We start from the raw sequence: 20,215 nt of genomic DNA on the forward strand, positions 1-20,215 counted from the left end.
TGGGTACAATGGCAACTTTAGAATTTATAGATGATTTTTTAAAAAATAAGTTTGAGAATCCTCGTTTAAATATGCTAAACGCTGAGAACGAATCATATAGTATGCTACTTTTTCAACCAATTGGGGAAATATATACTACAAGTGTGATTCGTAGTGTAGGAAGTTCAGAGAAACGAAATTACTTCGTAAAAAATAATGATCCCCAGTCTTATGAAAAATTTAAAGGGTTTTTTAAATTAGCAATTGATAATAAAGCAGATCTTGCTGTCACTCCTGAGTACTCATGCCCTTGGAAAGCAGTTATCGAATTGATAAAGAATCGTAAATTTCCAGAATACGGGAAGTTATGGGTTATTGGGTGTGAATCGATTAAGCCTGAGTGCTTAGGAAATATCATTAAATATTATCGTAATGAGAAACATGGATATAATGACAAGATAACATGGATTTGTGAGGAAGATAAGCTAAAATCTAAGAAAAGTGGGCAGTTTTTAGACGCCATGTGCTATATATTTAAAGTGAAAAAATTAGACGGCATTGAAGAACATACTATTATTTTAGTGCAGTTCAAAACAGATCCTATGGGCTCTATACCTCATGAAATTGAACACATGTTAAAAGGGAATATAATATATGTGATTCGAAACCAGGAAAGTGGAATTAATTTATTTACATTGATTTGCTCTGATAGCTTGAATTTTAGAATTGAAGATATCATAAAAAATAAAAATATTAACTTTGAACAGTTAGCGTATGTTATAATTCATCTCCAATTAAACACAAGTCCAAGAAATAGTCAATTCTCTAAGTATAGAAAAGATTGCTATTTTAAAAAATCTTCCAATAAAAATATTATATGTTTAAATTGGGCAAGAGACACTAAGATTTGTGAAGAAACATTAAAATTTGGAGGTTCTGCTCTATATTTTAAACGATCAGAGAATCCCGCATCAAAATATAGAACTTTGGAAGAAAATGACTTAATAATGAATGATAACCATAAAAAAGGTCTTTACTATAATTTTTGCGAACCTTATCGTGGAGATATTTACTTCTTTAATTACAGTGAGCATGTATTTTTTTTAAGTAGTCCAACTGCTTCTCAATTCATGTTACAACCTCAACAACAAATCTCATTAGAACCACAGATGATTTCTGTTTATCATTGGAATAGAGATTTTTTAGATGATTCTAATGCAAATGATGGATTTAATGAGCAAGTAAAAAAATTAAGACAAAATAAGATTTACTCGAATTTAATAGACTCAACTCTCGATCCAATTAATAAGGAAAGGCTAATTGCATTATCCACTGGTCAAGCGAGATTTAATGACTGGTATGATTTAAGAAAATCCAAATTATTTTTTGCCAACGATAATGAATCAAATAACAGAATTTCTTGTTGGCATGATCCAGATTCTGATTCTGTTCGAAAAAAATATATATTGAATCTTTTTGGGGAGTTAAATAAGTATGTAAAGGATGAAAATAATTTTCCGGATGGTATCCAAAATCTTCAAAATAAATGTTTTGTGTCATACGAAATAGATCCAAAGAATAAAGAATCTTATAATTATAATTTGTACCCTAAAAAGAATTATAAAAATAAAATTCCTCCTGCAACAGTATCTTATCTCGGTACTGAGGATAAAAACACAGCTATGAATGTTTGGAAAGATATGTGTAAACTGTTTCGCGGAAGTCAGGCAGTTAAAAGGGTTGTAGTTTGGTATGTTGACGGAAGTCGTATAATACCTATAGTCAAAAAAGGCCCTCCAAAAATCAATGATAATACTAGTATTTCCTGCACTTCCTATAAGAAGGCGAGATAAATGGACACTAATAAGCTGATAAACATACTGAAAGATTATAATTATACAAAAATAGAAAAAATCAAGAGAGAAAAGGTAATTAGATGTGAAAAACATCATAATGAATTACCGTATGAGATCTATTATTATGACTATTCAGAGAAATGTTGGACTGAAAGCAATTTTAGTTTGGATGAATATTTAACTAAAGTTATAGCAAACAATTATTATTTAAATTCTGGTCCTTTACAATGGAACTATTATATTGTATTTTTGTATAGTGATATGCAAAAAATAATCGAAGCAATAAAACAAAATAAAAAAGTTAATAGTACGAAAAAGGCTGTTGAAATATTCGAAAGTACAAAAGAGGCTATTAAGAGAAATGACGATTTTGCTAAAAAAAATATTGTTTGTTTTAATGCTTTATCAGATTGGTTAGATAAAAAGTACAAAATTAACTTTGATAGCCCGATATCAGTGGATCGAAGTTTAAGCACATTGTGGATTAATGAGCTTAAAGTAAACAATCTAGATTTCGTTTATTCTAATGATATTGGTTTAAATGAAAGTTTTGATTCATTTATAAAAAATAACATATTTAAAGATTACTTTGATGAATCTCACGCCCTTTATCAACGTGCATTAGAAATTCGTGCCCGTATTTTAGGCGAAAATCATCCAGATTACATAAACACTTTGAGCAGTATAGCTGAGTTATACAAAGATATGGAAAAGTATGATGAAGCCTTGGTTGTGTATCAGAATATTTTAGAAATTCGTGCCCGTACTTTAGGCGAAAATCATCCAGATTACATAAACACTTTGAGCAGTATAGCTGAGTTATACAAAGATATGGAAAAGTATGACGAAGCCTTGGTTGTGTATCAGAATATTTTAGAAATTCGTGCCCGTTTCTTAGATGAGAATTATCCAGATAATATAAACACTTTAAACAGTATAGCTGAATTATATAAAAATATTGGAGAGTATAAGGATGCAATGGGATGCTATAAGCGTATATTAAATATGTACGAAAAAGCTTCCGGTATTACAGATGTTGACGTAGCAGTTACTACTAATAATTTAGCTAATTGTTATCAATATCTAGCAATGTATGATGAAGCTTTACCGCTTTATAAGAGAGTTATTGATATTTTAAATTCGTCTCCAAATTCCAAAGATCTTGCACTAGGAAGTGCTTTAAATAATCTTTCTGAACTTCACAAAAACCTAGGTCAGTTTCAAGAAGCTTTACATTTTTGTAAACAAGCTCTCAATGTTAGCGAGAATCTCTTAGGTCCAAATCATCCTAAAGTAGCTACAATCTTAAATAATCTTGCAGGTATTCATACAAAAATGGGAAGATATGAAGAAGCTATGCGTCTCTATTATCGTGCCTTAGAGATCCGTGAAAGATCATTTGGAGAGAAAAATCCGTATGTTGCCATAACTCTGAACAATCTTGCAGGACTTTACACGAGTATAGGAAGACATGAGGAAGCTTTGCTTTTTTATAACCGTTCTTTAGAGATCAATGAAAAATTGTTTGGAGAAGAGCACCCCTTTATTGCAACGGCACTAAACAATCTTGCAGGACTTTACCAAAATAAGGGAGAGTATGAAAAAGCTGAATCTCTTTACAACCGTGCTCTTGAAATCATAAGAAATTCTCTTGGAGAGGAACATCCCAATGTTGCTATTACTCTGAACAATCTTGCAGGACTTTACGTGAGCGTAGGAAGATTCGAGGAAGCTTTACTTTTTTATAATCATTCTTTAGAGATCAATAAAAAATTGTTTGGAGAAGAGCACCCCTTTATTGCAACGACACTAAACAATCTTGCAGGACTTTACCAAAATAAGGGAGAGTATGAAAAAGCTGAATCTCTTTACAATCGTGCTCTTGAAATCATAAGAAATTCTCTTGGAGAGGAACATCCCCATATTGCTGTTACTCTAAACAATCTTGCAGGACTCTACAAGAATTTAAAAAGGTATGACGAAGCACTACTTTACTATACTGAAGTCTTCAATATTAATAAACGCATCTTAAAACCAAAAGATCCAGAATTAGGATTAATACTTAACAATCTTGGTCTTTTGCTTTTAGATATGGATCTTTTCGAAGAAGCTAAGCAAATGTTCGAAAAAGCACTCGAGATCTACACCGAACCTACGAAGCAACAGATTATAGGTAAGAAAGCAGAATCAATAATACGGCTTATCACACTGAACTCAAAACAAGCGGAAAGAGAAACTAATCCCTTTAATCAGATGAAATATCTGAGAGAAGCATTTAACCTATGCAAAAAAAATAGGGATTTTTTTCTCAAATATGAACTAAAGCAAGAAAGAAAATTAGTTACAGAAATGGGTTTGAGCGCATACATCGACTTTTTAATGATAAATATAAGATTTGAAGTTAATTCCAATAAAAGAGCGAGAGAATATGAACAGGCTTTACAAACTGTCGAAAAACTAGGTGAAAATGAAAGTGATGAACAGATTTTAAAAGTTTATTCCTCTGCTGTTTGTTATCTCAGAGGAAGAAAACTTGTAAATGAGGCTCTCTCTTCTAAACAACCTGAACTGGAGCTTCTTAGACAAGCTGTGGAACAGTTCTGGAGTGCAAAGGAAGCTTATGAAAAAGCGAATGTGTGCTTCTGCACCTATCAGGGATTACTTAAAATACTTGAGGCAGTTGATAACTTTGAAGAAGTAGACATTTCTGAATTGAATAAATTGATTCAAGAAATTGTCGAAGTACTCCCTGATGATATTAGCCCCAGTATTAGGGTTTATTTTGAGAGTATTCAACAGTTATTTGAAGAGAAAAGTAAAATTTCACGTAAAGAACTCATGAAGCAACTTGATCAAAGAATTGATCAAATAGAATACAAAGCGCTAGAAAAACTCTTTGGGCATGTTCACGAGAAGATTAAGAATTATTTCGATGAGCCTTTTAATCCAAATTTGATATATGAAAATTGGAAACTGATAGTCATATTTGATGATTCAGAGAAAGTAAAAGGAAAACTGACTATCAAAGCAGGTAATAAAACTCTGCTAAACAGACCTTTGACCCCTGAAGAAATCAAAAATAATCTACTCGAAATTGACTATCTCACAATATGTTATTTCCCACAAGGACAGGACGAAATATCTTTCATAACACCCGGACAGAAGAAACCGATTATAAGGTCCATTGACTATTTTGAAAACGTCGGAAGAGACAATAGAATCAAAATACTGCAGTATGATTGTAGTACGTATATCTCTATTAACAATTATTTACGAGTCGCGGCTGTTCAATTGAAATATCATATTTACGAGGAAAACTCAGTAGTGAGGATCAAAGCTGATCATAATTACCTTAATAAGATAATGAAAACACTAGACGTTTTGAAGGATGAGGCAGATATTGTTGTTTTCCCTGAGTTTTCTATACCTTTTGATGCTCTCAGAAGAATGCATGAATTCGCAACCGAAAGTGGAATTATTATAATTGCGGGCAGTCATTATGTGAAAGAAGTACACATTAGAGAGTATGGTGAATTATTTAGTCGAGATTTTGACGAGAGGGATCTGAGGAAAAATATATTACCCGTTCTTATTCCCTTTTCAAAAATAGTGCACAATGAAAAGCTGCTTGATGCACGTGAAGGACGCAACCTCTATTTTGACGAGGGGATAAAAGCTGGAAATGTAAATCATATCCTCAAACTTCGAGATGGCATCAGTATTGGGATAATGATCGGCAACGAATACTTGAATAGTGATTTAAGGAATCGTCTGATTTCTGCCTGTGATATAATTCTCGTGCCTCAGACGAACCAAAATCTCGGAAGGTTCTATCAGATAGCAAAAGCTGACATAAATAACCCTTTATGCTTCGGCAATAAAACATACATAATGGCAAATGGAATCTTCACTTTTGAAGAAAACAATAAGATACATGGTGGCTTCACAGGGATTATTTCCACAGTTGATAAATACTTATATAGAAGGCATGAAGAAGGAATCTTAAGTCCTGTTGATGGAGTTATGGAACAATTCATACTACTAACATCTATAAATATGGATGTCAATCCTGTAAGAGGCAACTATATAGGGCAGGTTCCATTAAAAACTAAAATTATCCATGTCTTCGAAGAAGACGAAATTCTTAGAAATTCAGAATCTGAAGGAAGAAAATTTATTCAACTCCTTGATACAATAGGGTGTTGTGTAAGCAAAGAAGAACTAAAGGAATTACTCACTAGCGAAAAAAATAAAGCATTAATAAATACATTCTCGCCGCTTATGTATAAAAATATTCAGGATTTGAACAACCTTTATTTCGAAGAAATGAAGAATAAATGTCGTTACATTATGACGAGGTCAGTTAAATAAAGTTAAAAGATAAAATATTTTATGCGAGAGGGTATGATTAGAACTTATGGGTTCCTATAAAATCTTTGATATCCAAATACATTTTAGAGTACAACAATTAAAAAGCGACTTTACTTTTGCATAAAAGAATAGCTCTCTAACTTGGTCATTTTTTAATAGTAACTTTATAACTCTGGAAGATTTTGTTCATATTCTTGAATTTCCTTTGCAGCCTCCTGATTCATTGTCGTTCCACAATGTGAATAGAATTGAGGTATTACTGTTTATTTTTGCGGTGTGGACGCTCTTTGCTTGTAAGTTCAGAAACCTTGAATTCGATTTTTTTAATTCATTGAAAATCAAAATTTCACTTTCTAAAATCTATGAACTACGTTCAAATTAACTCCCATTTTACCTTAATGATACTACAAATCCCAGTTTTTATAAGGTTATTATCGCGATGATAATAACAAAACTATCAACGTTACTTATAGCCATCAAAAAGAAAAGAGTCAAATTAATACGTTTTTGTTTCCGTAGTTTCTGGGACAGAAAGGATTCTCATTTCATAAGAGTATTAGACAGCGATAGGCCATGTGAGAAAGTTCTCATCAAAGCAATCAATGAACTGAAACAAAACATGAATCTTGTTGAGAGAGTCTACTATCCTGCCTACAGCGCATTTTATACTGGAGTTCATCCCAAAACCGAATTTGTTCGAAATCAGCAGGTTTTCAGCACTATTTTCTGTGATCTAAAACTCAATTGATTATTCGGAGTATAGGGTTTAGATAAGCACTTTTGAGTTTTGGGATCAGCTCCTGAAGATACTTAGAAAAAGGTAAAAACTAAAGCTTTTTTTACATTGAGAATACTTGGAATTATCAGTAAAGCAAAGAAGTTTTTGATGGCAGACTTAGTGATGGAAGTAGCTAGATGAACGTAATTATTACTATGTTGTAAAGTACTGTTATGATGAAGTAGAATAGTTATGGGTTGTAATTACTACCCGTTCTTTATCTGATAAATCACTAGGATAAGACATCTTCTGGATCTTTATGACATTAGAGAAAAAGCAGGATATAAAGATTATTTAATTTTAAGACAGCTTTTTAGAGATGTATTTTGCCGCAACTCACAAGAAACTTAAAGAACTAGTAAAAAAGCATAGAATAATTAAAAAAAGGATAAATGCGAGAGGTGCGATTCGAACGCACGAACTCCTACAAGACCAGACTCTGAATCTGGCGCCTTTGACCTGGCTGGGCAACTCTCGCACGATGTGACTTATGTTCAGCAGCACATAGTAGTGCTCTTTGTTTTTATACTTTTTCCTTGAATGCCCTTTCAGAGGATGAAAAAAGCAATTTCGTCTCAAAAATATATTTATTTTTCTGGCGTTGTTTTCCAATAAATAAGGGAAATTGATGAAATCTTTATCTCATCAATTTCAGGATAAGGGCTTTCTGGGCGTGCAGGCGGTTTTCTGCCTCTTCGAAGATTACGGAATTCGGACCGTCCATGACTTCATCCGTAATCTCAAGGCCTCTTCTGGCTGGGAGGCAGTGCATTACTATTACATCCGGCTTTGCGACTCCGAGGAGTTCGGTGTTGACCTGGAAGGAACCAAAGTCTTTAAGGCGCTTTTCCTGTTCGGCTTCGTCGCCCATGGAGACCCAGACATCAGTATAGATAACATCTGCATCTTTTGCGGCAGCTTCGGGGTCATCCGTGATGGTAAACTTGCCTCCGAGGGCTTTTGCCTGTTCAAGGAATTCGGCTTTCGGTTCGTAGCCTTTCGGGCAGGCTATTGCACATTCCATTCCCATAATAGCAGAGCCGAGCAGGGCGGAATTGCAGACATTGTTTCCGTCACCTATCCAGGCAAATTTCAGGCCTTCGAACCTGTTTTTGCATTCCATGATGGTCATGAAATCGCCAAGGATCTGGCAGGGGTGTTCCCGGTCTGAAAGGGCATTGATCACGGGTATGGTTGAGTATTCGGCAAGCTTTTTCACTGTCTCGTGGCTCATGACCCTTGCCATGATTCCATGCAGGTAACCGGAAAGGGTCCTGGCTGTGTCTTCAATCGTTTCGCCTCTGCCGACCTGGATATCCCTGGAGTTCAGGTAAAGGGCATGCCCTCCGAAGTCTGTCATTGCGACTTCGAAAGATACCCTTGTCCTTGTAGAGGATTTCTCGAAAATCATTCCAAGACTTTTGTGCTTCAGGTACTCGGTAGGTTCTCCTGCCTTACGTTTTTTCTTCAGATCAGCGGCCGATTCAAGGAGTTCGTATATCTCCTCCCTGGACAGGTCAGTTATAGAAAGTACATCTCTCTTCATCGTCTCAAACCCCGTCTTCTTTCTGGCTGAATTTAAACTTCTGGCTCAATTTAAGCTTTATACTACTGCATAATACTTATTTACCCGTGTTTACACAGAATACTACTGCATAGCTATTAAATAATCAGCCTCTAAGTTCTTTCATATGATCTATTCTTTTCTGGATAAGACTGGTTGTGCCTATATCTCTCCGGAAGAAGAGTTTCCCCTGAATATTTTCAAGAGCGTTCTGTGAAATTTTTTCTGCAGCTTCTATTGTTTCTGCACATCCCACAACAGCAACGGCGCGAGAAGTGGTAGTGTAAATTTTTCCCTCTTTTTCATACACACTTGCATAGTAAACCGAAGCTTTCCCTATGTCTCCTACAACTACCTCGCTATCCTTTTCAGGATTATCCGGGTAGCCTGCCGGAACTGCATACTTGCAGACAGTTGCTTTCCTGCTGAACTTCACAGGCAGGTCTCTAAGGGTTCCTTTTACTACAGCAGACATGATATCTACAAAATCAGTCTCTATAAGCGGGATTACATTCATAGCTTCAGGGTCTCCGAACCTGGCATTGAACTCCACGACTTTCGGGCCTCCGGCTGTAAGGATAAACTGGCCGTAGAGAATACCCTTATACCCTGTTCCTGTTTCCTCATGCAGGGCTGTCACGGTATTCTGCATAATCTTTTTTGCCTTCTCGATGTCTTCGGGAAGCATGAAAGGAAGGATCTCTCCTGCATCTGTGTATGAGCCCATGCCGCCTGTATTTGGCCCGAGATCTCCTTCATAAGCTCTTTTATGGTCCTGCACTGCAGGGAAAAAAGCAAGGTTCTTTCCATCCACAAAGGCCTGGAGGGTGAATTCTTCTCCTATGAAGCGCTCCTCAATAACCACAGGGCCCTTTTCCAGAAGCTCGCTTGTGTATTCCCTGGCAGCTTTGAGGTCAGGGAGCTGGTCACCCATAACTTTTACACCTTTGCCGCCTGTAAGGCCTGAGGGCTTAACTGCAACGTCACCCAGCTTTTCAATAAAAGCATGTGCTGAAGCTTCATCTGTAAAAACTTCATAGGCAGGACAGCCTTCGATCCCGTATTTCTTCATGAAATTTCTTGCCCAAGCCTTGTCAAACTCAATAACAGCACAGGCTTTTTTAGGGCCTACAACAGGGATACCTGCATTCCAGAGGGCATCTGCAACTCCTGCTGCAAGCGGAGCTTCGGGTCCAACAAAAGCCATTTCAATGTTCCTGGCTTTTGCATATTCGACAACTTTTGCAACCTCTGTTTCCTTTTCAAGCAGGAAATCCTCACAGAGGGCGGCAATTCCCGGATTTTTCTTAGCCATTAATGCATAAAGGATGGGGTTATGCTTGCTTTTCTTAATTCCTTCGGCAATTGCGTGTTCCCTTCCGCCGCCGCCGATAAGCAAAATTCTCATTTTCATTCTCCTTGTTCAAAAAATTTGTTTTTTAACCTGAAACTTTTTCTTAATAATTGACGAGGAAATCTTATAAGAATGAAATAAAGAAAAGGTGATGGATTCTGAGGTCCGTAAAACCTTTCTTTCTATTTTAAAAGTATTTCTATCTTTAAGGTCAATATTTCTCAATCAACAACACAATAAAGGATTTCCTAATTCTCTATTTCTTCTGATAAATATCTTCTCATTGTTACTTCGAATTTATATAAAAATCCAGTTAGTCTTAACTCTTTTTTGAAGTTTCGCTTTTTATCTTCTCACAAAACTTAATTTTAACAATTTTCTTCAAATATTTTGTCACATAAGATTCGAATAGTCACACTTTAAATGCATTTAGCTATAAGTAAAAGTAAAAATTTCTTTATCCATAAATCTAATCTTGCTATGTGAAAAAACGAGTAAGGCTCTTTTAAGAGATGAAAATTATGAATCAAAATCCATATGAAATATTCCAGAACGAATGCCCGGAAGTTGCAGCACGTTTTGGTGACCTTATTGAAGCCCAAAAGGCTTTAAAAGGTCTGGACGCTAAATTGAAACAGTTAATCAATATCGCTATCCAGACTGCGAATCGAAATCCAAGAGGTGTGCAGATGCATGCAATGATGGCAAAGAACGAAGGAGCGACTCGTGAAGAAATTGTCGGCGCCGTAGTATTAAATCTCCACCACTCTGGCTTTGCGTCAGTTCTCGACTGTCTTCCTGCCGCGATTAAAGGATTCGAAGGTGAAATATAATAATTATTTTCATAATAACTATGAAAATAGAGATTCAGGAAAGTGCTTCTGCACTTCCTTTATTTTAACAATTACTTATTTTAACAGGTCGCTAGCGCTTACCAGAGGCACAAGTTCAACATCTGCTTCTTTTAGTTTTTCCTCTGCCCCTTCTTCTCTGTCCACCACTGTGATTACGTATTTGACAGTGGCTCCGGTTTCCCTGACCACTTCGATTGCATCTTTAACCGAACCCCCGCTGGTTGTCACGTCTTCGAGCATTACAAGCCTGTTTTCGGGTTTCAGATCTCCCACAAATCTGCTTTTTGTGCCGTAGTCCTTGACAGATTTCCTTACTATTAGAAGAGGGAGTTCAGTTTCCAGAGAAACCGCGGTTGCCAGAGGGACACCTCCGAGTTCTACACCTGCAACCGTGTCCACATCCATTTCTTTTATCCTGAGGGCTGCCTGCCTGGCAATTATTTTCAGGGTTCTGGGGTCGGTGCTGGCTTTCTTAATATCTATATAGTACTTGCTCTTCTTTCCCGAAGCAAGCGTGAAGTCCCCGTAGCGGACAGCTCCGCAGGCTTTCAGGGCTGCTATAAGTTCTTGTTTTTGCGTCTCAAACTCATTTCCCGTTTCTGTTTCTTGTTTGCTCATTTTCTCACCGATGTTTGCAGCCTTATTAGTGCTATAAATTTTTCTGTTTTTCTTTCTGTGAAGGAATTTATGGATTTTCCCTGGGAGTTCTCACCAGGGTTCTTTCTTTACACCTATAAAGTATCCTATTATGTTTGTCGTTAGATGGAGCAGAGGTGTCATTATAAGGACGGTGAGCATGATCCCGCGAGTAAAATTGCTTACGAACCACTCTGGGGCTGTAAGGTATGCAAATACCCAGGCTCCCACCACAAAATCAAGCTGGTCTACAAGAGGCAGTGACGCTCCCCTTTTCAGGCCCATCCTGCGCTTGAAAAAGCTCTTGAACATATCCCCGAACAGGGCGCCGGAGGCAAGGGCGAGCACAACTATCAGAGCGCTTGAGTAATCCGGACCAAAGGCGGGCATTTCGATCCCCAGAATCTCAAACCCCTTCGAACTTAACCAGATCTCAATACATCCTGCAAGAAACCCGCAAAAGATGCCTGAAAAGAGCCCTCTCCAGGTCTTCCCGTCTCCTATTATCCTTCTCCCGTCCTTTAAGGTCCTGCCTCCGTCAATTGGTTTTCCCCCTCCGAAGACAGCTGCGAAAGGATTGGACAGGTATGCAGGCATCATCAGCCAGAATGCTTTGATTATCAGCTCGATCGTGGTATCATCTCTCCAATTTTGTATTCATTTTTCCGGGGCAGAAATTAATTCCTTCCCACATCCTTATCCTTTTTATTTTTTCTCCATTTGTGCCAGCAAAAGATAGAACAATTAAGCTCTCGCTGCCCTCTTTGAGAATTCTTCAACTTTTTCAGGTACGTTTAAATAATGGGCTTAAGTAAATATTATCCCTATTTAATTGTATTTATTTTATTAAGTTATATCTTTTATTCACATTCTCAAGGTTTTTTATGAAAAAATTAAGCAACGTTCTCACAGTTCGCAGCACCATGTTTGCTACAGTCTCAGTGCTGGTGATACTTGCCGCCCTGATAGCTATGGGACTTTTAACCCCCTTTATAGTCAGAGTCAGTACAGGAGAGGAAATCCTGCTTGATGCTGCCTATTTTAATCTGCGTGCAGCTCTGCCTACCCTTGCCCTTGTTATATTGCTTACCCTGTGCCTTCTGATCGGAAGTGCAGGAAAAAAAGAAAGCCTTATAGTTCTCGGGCTCGGGACTGCAGGTTCCGTACTTTCGGTTGCTTTTTCCCCGTTTTCAAGTTTGCCTGTCAATATCTCATTTCCGCTTCTGGCAGCAGCCTTTTTTGCGGTTATTTACAGGCTGCTTTCTTCTAAGGAGAAGACCCTGAAAGGAACTCTCCGGAAGACAGGTTCTCATATTGTTCATCTCGGAGTAGTCCTGCTTCTTATTGGAATCATTTTCAGTACCAGTATGAAACTTGAGGATTCTGCAGTGGTTCCTCTTGGCGAAGCAGGTACTTTCAAGTCCATGGGTTACAGCATCCAGGTTACTGATATAACATCCGGGATTGAGGGAGAACCCTATGGAGGCTATTCGGGCTCTGCTTATGTGAGCACAATAAATTTTGATGTATATAAATGGGGCCAGCCTTTTGACAGCGGGCAGATCCGATATATAAGTGATTTCAAGTGGCAGCAGTCCTATACTGAGACATATATTCATAGAGGACTTCTGGAAGAACTTTTTGTCGCCCCAAAATCCGTAGATACAGAAGCCCAGACCGTGGAACTTTATGTCCGGAAGGTACCTTTCATGACTTCACTCTGGGGTGGGTTTTATTTGATGGTACTGGGTGTACTGGTTCTTTTCCTCTCGGATTACCTTGCAGGGAAAGAAAGTTCCAGGGAAGACAGTCTTTCTGGAACTCATTCTTCCGAAAGAGGTTCTCAGGTAAATGAATACAAAAATGAAAACAAAAATAAAAGTGAAAGTAAAAAGAAGCGCGCTAGCAAAAAAAACGTATGAGACGGTGTGCAGATGGTGATAGTATGAATACTGGAATGGGACTCATCTGGATAGCTGGAGCTTCAGGGTTGCTTGCCTTTCTGACCTCCCTTCTTTATTTTTTAAGGCAGGACAGAAAATTCATGGTCCTTTCCGAAAAGCTGGAACTTGCAGGAGGACTGGGAATAGTACTCGCGATAATCCTGCTTGTCTACCACCTGCTTGGAGTGGACACACAATTCAGTTATGTTTTTCAACACTCCAGCACAGATCTTGCCTTGAAATTCAGATTTTCGGCACTCTGGGCAGGTCAGGAAGGGTCATTTTTGATCTGGACAGGCTTTATCTTCTTAATGCTCACAGTCACGCGCTTCACAGGTGCAGGGAAAACGCTCAGGGAAACAGATCTCTTTGCCCTTATGAGGTCGGTTTCACTTTTTGTAGCCTCTATATTCCTGCTGCTTCTGGCACTGAAAAACCCTTTCTCAATGTATTATTTTACAGGGGCAGGAATGCCTGAAGTTACGAACTGGAATCTTTTTGCAGAGCCCTTCGTTGTTTCTTACGGACAGGGCATGAATCCTCTGCTCAGGAACTTCTGGATGGCTATCCATCCTCCTCTCCTGTTCCTTGGCTATGCAGCCTTTACCCTTCCTTTTGCTGCTGCAATTTCAGGACTTGTCCTCAAGGACAGCAGGTGGTCAGAACTTGCAACAGGCTGGATGCGTGTCTCCTGGCTCTTCCTTACTCTTGGAATCGGATTTGGAGCTTTCTGGGCATACGAAGTGCTTGGCTGGGGTGCCTGGTACTGGACCTGGGACCCTGTGGAGACATCTTCTTTGATTCCCTGGCTTACGGCAACAGCTTATCTGCATGCAAAATTCAGATTCCGCCATGAAGAATACGGTTTCATGCTTCCCATGCTTGCTCTTGTGTCTTTTATCCTGGTTGTTTTCTCTACCTTCGTTACAAGAAGCGGGCTGTGGGTATCTGTGCATTCCTGGCAGGACTTTACAACAGAAGGAATGGTTATTGCTCTCTTCCTGCTTATTCTTGCAGGTTCAAGCACGTTTCTTCTGGTCAGGAAATATTTTAGTGAGGATTAATTTCGCGAAATCAGTGAAAAATGAATTTTCTAAAGGCGACTTGATATAGAACAGGTTCAGTGGGTTATACATAAAAGATTAGCAAGAAAATTAGCAAAGAAAATTAGAAAGGAAATTAGCAAGAAAATTAGCTGGAAAAGTCGAGTCCTGAAATTTTTAGCTTTCTTCAGCTATTTACTAGTTTTATTTTTTTCCGAGTCTTTTTATTTTTTCTCAACTTTGCCCCAATTAGTCTCTTTCAGGAGAAAATCTCTTATGGATCGGGAAAGATGCTGCATATTTACCCGGTTTCTCAGGATAATTATCTGATCTGACTGGGATGAGAATATAAACATTTCTAAATTACTCTTGACGTTTTATTGTCCGGATTCTTTCCTTTAATTTTCTTGATCAGTACAATTATAATATCTTTGTTGTGATCCCTTCAGGTTTTTATCCGACTGAAAGGATTATTATGCCTCTTCTGACTGATTATTTTTTTAAACGTGCTAATGTCGAGTGTGGGTGAAAGTTTTTCAATTCCTTTTTAATATATACAACTTTAAATAGTATGAGTACATTATTAATTGTTGGAGATGAATAACCTTCTAATTATATACGTATATAGGTTTAATTACTGAACCTATACGTCTCTTCCCATCAATCTCATAAAACGGTTCTCTAGTAGTCGGTTATGAAAATTCACTTCGTTTGTTTTTAATAACCGGTTGTTGGACTTAAAACGCAAACAATCCGCTAGATTGCGAAAAAACGTTTTTTATTTAATTCAAAGTTTTAAAACGAGATAGGTTACCCTATAAATATATATATGGTGTAATACTTTGAAAGTTGTTGTTAGCTTTAACAGGTGATTGTGAAAGCTGCCTTTCAGGTTTGAGTAATAATTACCGTTGATATTCTTTAGCTGACAGATTAAATTATAAAAATTGGAATATGAAGGGGTTATCATGAAAGACTATGAAGTAAAAGTGCTGGACGAAAACGACCACATTTTTATTGAAACGTTACGGAATCTCGGAATGTCAAGAAACGTCGCCACAACTATGGCATATCTTATGAATGTCGACGAAGCTTCATCCCGTGAAATTGAAATTAGTACCGGATTGAGGCAGCCCGAAGTTAGTCTTGCAATGAGGCTCATGCGCAATCAGTCCTGGGTAAACGTACGTTCTGAAAAGAAACCCGGTAAAGGGCGCCCAATAAAGATCTATTCCCTCGCAGCCCCTGTTGATGAGATCATAAGCTATTATGAAGACAAAATCTACAAGGAATCTCAGGCAACGATCTCAGCAATTAAAAAACTGAAGGTTATGAGCAAAAAGGTGCCTCTTACTCCCAAGTAAAAGTCTTAAAAGGGTTAGTCCATAATGGCTGACAGTTCTTCCTGGAACTAACCATTATGGAAATCAAATCCTTCCGTGATTACTAATGGAGCGCAGAGGGTCACGAATACCCCGTCCTTCAGGTCGGGGATGAAGTGAACCCTCGCCTCTTCGTTTTTTCACTTTAATTATCTAAATCCTCACTTTTTTTGTAAAATAAGGTTTTTTTGGCACCATAACCAGAGGTGGTGCCAGCCACCTTTGGCTAGGATGTGATATAAGTTGGAATTACGCAGTTTTAGCCATGGCTATGGTCAGATTACTTACCACATCGTGTTGGTGCCTAAGTATCGATACAATATATTCTACAATAAGAGAATTAAAAAGGATTGCGAGTTGATTCTCAGTATAATTTGTGCTAAAAATGGCTACAAAATACATGCAATGGAAGTAGTAGATGATCATGTTCATTTGTTTCTTGAATTTCATCCAAGTAATTCTCTGTCAGAGGTAATTCAGTATTTGAAAGGAGGTAGTTCTTACAGCTTATTCAAGCTTCATCCTGATCTTAAAAAACGATATTGGGGTGGAAATCTATGGTCAAGTGGAAAGTTCTATCGATCCGTTGGAAACGTAACTGCTGATACAATTAAGCATTACATTAAAGAATCGCAAGGAAAACCGAGTGAAGAGTCTCGATTGCATAGGTTCATGAGATCCAAGCAAAGAAGACTTGATGATTTCTAATTACCAGAACAACCGGGCGGGCGGCCCGAAGCATACCCCATCCTTTAGGGTGGGGTGGCCGCCCGCAATTTGATTTACTCGTCCCTTCCATCTGTATAGTCTTTTTCTTTTGTTCTTTGATTTTCTTTGATTAGTTTCTCCTTCTCTCAGAGTCTCCTTCCTGATTTTTCAGATATTTCTCATAGTTTTCTTTCGACTCCTCAGATCCTTCTTTATATTCTCTTCAGCATCCTACTTTCCAATCGTTAAGAAATGGAGAAATAGTCTGCATTCAGGTTGTGTAAGTAAAAGATGAGAAAAGTTAAAAGGAAATCTAAGGGAAAAGCTGAGAAGTCTCTATATGAAAACTCTGCCTTAATAGAGTCCATATTACAGAACTAATATTTAGAAAAGCAATCTTTAAATCTATTCAAAAAGGGGGAAAAGAAGTTGTAATAAAGAAGGGACCCTGCCCTTAAGGGCAGGTCAGCCACCTGTCACAACTTTAAGAATGGTTAGTTTATCAGAACTTATCGCCCCGTCAAGGGGAACAGCATTCCCTCCGTTTAATACAAGTACTGTTTCCTGATTTATGTCCAGCGTATCAAGCAATTCTTCGTAGGTAACGGTTTCAGCTACTTCTACGGTCTGCTCGGAAATCTCTCCAGCTTGAATTGTTATGTGTATCTTTTTACTCAATCTAATGATCCACCGCCGCTTACCTGAATTTCGTTTACAATTTCCTTTATTAACTTCTGCTCCAGTTCATATTCTTTTCTGATTCCTTTTCTTTCTGCGTTTCTTTTCTGGAACTTTCCTGTCATGTTCAAATCTCCCTACGATCTTTCAGGTTTGCAACATAGTGGGTATAATCTCTTCAAAGAGACTCTTTTGTCTTTTCGAGATGTATATCCAATAATTATAATGATTTTCTGTTTTAATTAACTTTTTGGTTGACAATTGTTTGGTTAACGTTTTCTTTATTTTCCGACGCTATAGCATCAATATATTTTTATTTATAATGAAATCTCGTTGTTAACATTGTGGCTAGTGTCATTTGGAACATTGACATAATAACTTCAAAACTTACTATCCGAAATAGGCATTAAGAATATTGATTGGAAATTGATATTTTTATAAAAAATCAGCATTTATTCATATTAAGTTTTACTGCATATAACCTTTGATGATAGTTATGATTAAAAAGATAAATCGGAAAAAAATATGCAAGTTCGCGGAAAAAGTTAAATATTAAATAGAAAACAGCGGAAAAACGATTTAGTTCAATAGTAGGCAACTCAACGAATATGAGTGACTTGATTCAATGAATATATACATCAGCCGGGATTCGAACCCGGGTTCGAGCGTTGGCAACGCCCGGTGATGACCGCTACACTACTGATGTGCTCTGTATTTATTTATGGTGCCCAGACCCGGATTCGAACCGGGGACAACTGCCTCTTCAGGGCAGCGCTCTCCCACTGAGCTACCTGGGCAGGTAGATTTGGAGTGTAATGGCAGGTAGTTTTGGAGGGTAATAACTGACTTAAATTAACTACCAGATTATGTTTAAAGTGGGCCCGCTGAGATTCGAACTCAGGACCTCCGCCATGTCAAGGCGACGTCATAACCGTCTAGACCACGAGCCCTATATGTTTGTGTTTTATTCCTTATGACAAAAGAAGTGCTTGAAATAAGGACAACTAAAAAAGTTATACATCAGCCGGGATTCGAACCCGGGTTCGAGCGTTGGCAACGCCCGGTGATGACCGCTACACTACTGATGTGCTCTGTATTTATGGTGCCCAGACCCGGATTCGAACCGGGGACAACTGCCTCTTCAGGGCAGCGCTCTCCCACTGAGCTACCTGGGCAGGTAGACATAATACCACCAGATGACTCTTCAAGAATAAATCTTTAAAAGAAATGGCAGCATTTTCGTTTTTATTTTTCCAGAAAAAGCTCTGGAAAGATTTTAATTGATTTTTTGGCACATTTTTTAAGTTACTAAGTGGGCCCGCTGAGATTCGAACTCAGGACCTCCGCCATGTCAAGGCGACGTCATAACCGTCTAGACCACGAGCCCTCTACAATGTGTATTGCTTCCGTTTATCCCACGGAAGTGCAACACCATAGTACGCATCATCATTTATATAAGTTTTGGGTGGTTCGGGCTTTTTCTACTCGAATCAGTCCTCAGAAAATTAAAAATTTTACGGATGATTTAAAAAATTTTGATTCTGGCTTCGGTTTACCGGTTAATAATTGTAGATAATTGTAGTATGCCTACTCTGTGTCTGATCACTTCAAGTATCTCACGTGTTTCTTCTTACTTCCGTTTCTTTTCTCAGTATATTACTTTCTGTAGTTTGCGCAGGTTTATTATGCTATTAGCCCGGAGAACCTGTCTTCTAAAATAGAATGAATACAATATTTTCGCTGAGGGTAACATGAACGGAGCATCTGATAATATAGAAGAACACAGGACAATTCCGGAAATTCAGGCAAAAATAGATGCTGGAGATGCAGTGGTCCTTACGGCTGAGGAAATCGCTGCAAGGATTAGTGCAGGGGATGAAATAGGGCTTGAAGATATCGATGTCGTAACTACCGCAACTCGCGGGATTATGAGCGGAACTTATGCCGTTCTCTCTTTCAAAGTCTCCGAACCTGACTCTTTTATAAAGGCTTCCGAAGTCCTGTTGAACGGGGTGCCGGCAGTTGTTGGTCCCTGCCCCAATGAAAGACTTGGAGTTCTGGACCTTATTGTACTCGGGACGGCTCACAGCATATCAGATCACCACTATGGAGGCGGGCATCTTTTCAGAGACCTGGTGGAAGGAAAGAATATTAAGGTTGATGTAACCACAAGCGAGGGTGACCGCTTCTCAGTGGAGACCAATCTTTCCAAAATCCCATTTGCCAGGCTTCACGCAACCAGGCATGCCTTCAAAAATTATCGGGCCTTCGTAAACCCAGGAAAAGAACCTGTTGAAACGATTTTCCACGCTCTCCCATTTGAAGGAGAGTTCAAAGAGATGACCTTCTGTGGCTGTGGGGAGTTGAATCCCATTGAAAACGATCCCAAGCTCGAGACAATCGGAATCGGGACAAGGGTACTTATCAATGGAGCCGAAGGGTTTGTTACTGGCCAGGGCACCCGCAGCGCTCCGGATAATCCCAATCTGACAGGTTTTGCAGATCTTCACGATATGGTTCCCGAGTATATGGGTGGCTTTATAACTTCAGCAGGACCTGAAATCATCAATACCTGGGCAGTCCCTATCCCGGTTCTTAACAAGGGCATGCTTGAAAACATCTTCAAGCTGGACAGTCAGATCCCTCTCAAACTGGTGGACATTTCAGGCAGGATTCCTCTTTGCGAGATCACTTACGGGGATGTCTGGAATAACGCAGATCTGAATGTCAAGTACGAGCCAGAGAACTGCATTAACTGCGAGGTATGCTGCGTAGCTGAAGCCTGTCCTATGGGTGCCATAAGCAAAGGAGAAAACGGGGCTGAACACAAGCCTGAACTTTGCTTTAACTGCGGGCTCTGCATTTCAAGATGCAGAGGGGAAGCTTTTAGCGCAAACCTCGGAACTGTTAGCTGTGGGGTCGGAGGCTGCCTCAGAGATGTCAAAGTAACCCTGCGTCAGTCTGACCGTGCCAGGGCAGTAAAAGCCGCGCAGGAACTCAAAGAACAGATTCTGACAGGGAAATTCAGGCTCACGGAACAGGTGGAAAAAATAATCTGGAGAGAGTAAG

The 20,215-nt window shown here is 38.6% G+C and carries 14 protein-coding genes and 7 tRNA genes; 8 read left to right on the forward strand and 13 right to left on the reverse strand.

The features are described 5' to 3' along the window. Positions 1 to 8: 8 nt before the first annotated feature. Positions 9 to 1,832 carry a hypothetical protein gene (locus MSHOH_RS07305; protein WP_048138546.1) on the forward strand — a complete coding sequence of 608 codons (1,824 nt, stop codon included), beginning with the start codon at positions 9 to 11 and terminating at the stop codon, positions 1,830 to 1,832. After that, positions 1,833 to 6,206, forward strand: a complete 4,374-nt coding sequence (locus MSHOH_RS22025) for a tetratricopeptide repeat protein (protein WP_052730755.1) — start codon at positions 1,833 to 1,835, stop codon at positions 6,204 to 6,206. It begins immediately after the preceding gene. Positions 6,207 to 7,377: 1,171 nt separating this feature from the next. Here the strand turns inward: MSHOH_RS22025 and MSHOH_RS07320 are convergent. The 3 genes from MSHOH_RS07320 to purD all read right to left on the reverse strand — a co-directional run bounded on the left by MSHOH_RS07320 (position 7,378) and on the right by purD (position 9,956). Continuing rightward, a tRNA-Leu gene (locus tag MSHOH_RS07320) sits at positions 7,378 to 7,462 on the reverse strand. Positions 7,463 to 7,621: 159 nt separating this feature from the next. Continuing rightward, the gene (gene argF / locus MSHOH_RS07325; RefSeq protein ID WP_048138549.1) at positions 7,622 to 8,530 is read right to left on the reverse strand and encodes an ornithine carbamoyltransferase; all 909 of its coding nucleotides are present in this window, start codon (positions 8,528 to 8,530) and stop codon (positions 7,622 to 7,624) included. A 124-nt stretch (positions 8,531 to 8,654) separates the two neighbouring features. Next, positions 8,655 to 9,956, reverse strand: coding sequence for a phosphoribosylamine--glycine ligase (gene purD, locus MSHOH_RS07330; protein WP_048138551.1), 1,302 nt, complete (start codon positions 9,954 to 9,956; stop codon positions 8,655 to 8,657). A gap of 467 nt (positions 9,957 to 10,423) precedes the next feature. Here purD and MSHOH_RS07335 point away from each other — a divergent pair, with 467 nt between their 5' ends. Continuing rightward, a complete protein-coding gene (locus MSHOH_RS07335) occupies positions 10,424 to 10,735 on the forward strand; it encodes a carboxymuconolactone decarboxylase family protein (RefSeq protein ID WP_048138552.1) in 312 nt (103 codons plus the stop codon). Between the two features lie 75 nt (positions 10,736 to 10,810). Here MSHOH_RS07335 and pyrE read toward each other — a convergent pair whose 3' ends face one another. Both pyrE and MSHOH_RS07345 read right to left on the reverse strand, forming a co-directional pair. Next, positions 10,811 to 11,374 carry an orotate phosphoribosyltransferase gene (pyrE, locus tag MSHOH_RS07340; protein WP_048138554.1) on the reverse strand — a complete coding sequence of 188 codons (564 nt, stop codon included), beginning with the start codon at positions 11,372 to 11,374 and terminating at the stop codon, positions 10,811 to 10,813. Between the two features lie 90 nt (positions 11,375 to 11,464). Next, complete coding sequence (locus tag MSHOH_RS07345) at positions 11,465 to 12,013, reverse strand: CDP-2,3-bis-(O-geranylgeranyl)-sn-glycerol synthase (protein ID WP_275425577.1); 549 nt, start codon at positions 12,011 to 12,013, stop codon at positions 11,465 to 11,467. Positions 12,014 to 12,276: 263 nt separating this feature from the next. Here MSHOH_RS07345 and MSHOH_RS07350 point away from each other — a divergent pair, with 263 nt between their 5' ends. The 4 genes from MSHOH_RS07350 (at position 12,277) to tnpA (ending at position 16,468) form a co-directional block, all read left to right on the forward strand. Next, the gene (locus MSHOH_RS07350; protein WP_048138558.1) at positions 12,277 to 13,314 is read left to right on the forward strand and encodes a cytochrome c-type biogenesis CcmF C-terminal domain-containing protein; all 1,038 of its coding nucleotides are present in this window, start codon (positions 12,277 to 12,279) and stop codon (positions 13,312 to 13,314) included. Positions 13,315 to 13,337: 23 nt separating this feature from the next. After that, positions 13,338 to 14,399 carry a cytochrome c biogenesis protein CcsA gene (gene ccsA / locus MSHOH_RS07355; protein WP_048138560.1) on the forward strand — a complete coding sequence of 354 codons (1,062 nt, stop codon included), beginning with the start codon at positions 13,338 to 13,340 and terminating at the stop codon, positions 14,397 to 14,399. 947 nt (positions 14,400 to 15,346) lie between these two features. Then, a complete protein-coding gene (locus MSHOH_RS07360; protein WP_015410893.1) occupies positions 15,347 to 15,742 on the forward strand; it encodes a hypothetical protein in 396 nt (131 codons plus the stop codon). A 261-nt stretch (positions 15,743 to 16,003) separates the two neighbouring features. Beyond that, complete coding sequence (gene tnpA, locus MSHOH_RS07365; RefSeq protein ID WP_048137183.1) at positions 16,004 to 16,468, forward strand: IS200/IS605 family transposase; 465 nt, start codon at positions 16,004 to 16,006, stop codon at positions 16,466 to 16,468. A gap of 465 nt (positions 16,469 to 16,933) precedes the next feature. Here tnpA and MSHOH_RS07370 read toward each other — a convergent pair whose 3' ends face one another. From MSHOH_RS07370 to MSHOH_RS07400, 8 genes are all read right to left on the reverse strand, one after another. Then, positions 16,934 to 17,146 carry a MoaD/ThiS family protein gene (locus MSHOH_RS07370; RefSeq protein ID WP_048138562.1) on the reverse strand — a complete coding sequence of 71 codons (213 nt, stop codon included), beginning with the start codon at positions 17,144 to 17,146 and terminating at the stop codon, positions 16,934 to 16,936. Further along, complete coding sequence (locus MSHOH_RS25560; RefSeq protein ID WP_269850519.1) at positions 17,143 to 17,271, reverse strand: hypothetical protein; 129 nt, start codon at positions 17,269 to 17,271, stop codon at positions 17,143 to 17,145. The genes MSHOH_RS07370 and MSHOH_RS25560 overlap by 4 nt, the downstream gene beginning before the upstream one ends. 509 nt (positions 17,272 to 17,780) lie before the next feature. Next, positions 17,781 to 17,852, reverse strand: a tRNA-Gly gene (locus tag MSHOH_RS07375). A 16-nt stretch (positions 17,853 to 17,868) separates the two neighbouring features. Continuing rightward, positions 17,869 to 17,943: transfer RNA gene (locus MSHOH_RS07380), tRNA-Phe, on the reverse strand. A 79-nt stretch (positions 17,944 to 18,022) separates the two neighbouring features. Beyond that, positions 18,023 to 18,096 (reverse strand) — tRNA-Val (locus MSHOH_RS07385). A gap of 66 nt (positions 18,097 to 18,162) precedes the next feature. Further along, positions 18,163 to 18,234: transfer RNA gene (locus MSHOH_RS07390), tRNA-Gly, on the reverse strand. 12 nt (positions 18,235 to 18,246) lie between these two features. Continuing rightward, a tRNA-Phe gene (locus MSHOH_RS07395) sits at positions 18,247 to 18,321 on the reverse strand. Between the two features lie 138 nt (positions 18,322 to 18,459). Continuing rightward, positions 18,460 to 18,533 (reverse strand) — tRNA-Val (locus MSHOH_RS07400). A gap of 364 nt (positions 18,534 to 18,897) precedes the next feature. Here MSHOH_RS07400 and MSHOH_RS07405 point away from each other — a divergent pair. After that, complete coding sequence (locus MSHOH_RS07405; protein ID WP_048138563.1) at positions 18,898 to 20,214, forward strand: methanogenesis marker 16 metalloprotein; 1,317 nt, start codon at positions 18,898 to 18,900, stop codon at positions 20,212 to 20,214. The last annotated feature ends 1 nt before the right edge of the window (position 20,215 follow it).

Origin of the sequence: Methanosarcina horonobensis HB-1 = JCM 15518 (assembly GCF_000970285.1) — an archaeon.
Classification (GTDB): domain Archaea; phylum Halobacteriota; class Methanosarcinia; order Methanosarcinales; family Methanosarcinaceae; genus Methanosarcina; species Methanosarcina horonobensis.

Coding starts and splice junctions, on each gene's coding strand:
- MSHOH_RS25560 (WP_269850519.1), bottom strand. CDS start 17,271: ATGACAGGAAAGTTCCAGAAAAGAAACGCAGAAAGAAAAGGAATCAGA.
- MSHOH_RS07360 (WP_015410893.1), top strand. CDS start 15,347: ATGAAAGACTATGAAGTAAAAGTGCTGGACGAAAACGACCACATTTTT.
- purD (WP_048138551.1), bottom strand. CDS start 9,956: ATGAGAATTTTGCTTATCGGCGGCGGCGGAAGGGAACACGCAATTGCC.
- MSHOH_RS07350 (WP_048138558.1), top strand. CDS start 12,277: ATGAAAAAATTAAGCAACGTTCTCACAGTTCGCAGCACCATGTTTGCT.
- MSHOH_RS22025 (WP_052730755.1), top strand. CDS start 1,833: ATGGACACTAATAAGCTGATAAACATACTGAAAGATTATAATTATACA.
- ccsA (WP_048138560.1), top strand. CDS start 13,338: ATGAATACTGGAATGGGACTCATCTGGATAGCTGGAGCTTCAGGGTTG.
- pyrE (WP_048138554.1), bottom strand. CDS start 11,374: ATGAGCAAACAAGAAACAGAAACGGGAAATGAGTTTGAGACGCAAAAA.
- MSHOH_RS07405 (WP_048138563.1), top strand. CDS start 18,898: ATGAACGGAGCATCTGATAATATAGAAGAACACAGGACAATTCCGGAA.
- argF (WP_048138549.1), bottom strand. CDS start 8,530: ATGAAGAGAGATGTACTTTCTATAACTGACCTGTCCAGGGAGGAGATA.
- MSHOH_RS07335 (WP_048138552.1), top strand. CDS start 10,424: ATGAATCAAAATCCATATGAAATATTCCAGAACGAATGCCCGGAAGTT.
- MSHOH_RS07305 (WP_048138546.1), top strand. CDS start 9: ATGGCAACTTTAGAATTTATAGATGATTTTTTAAAAAATAAGTTTGAG.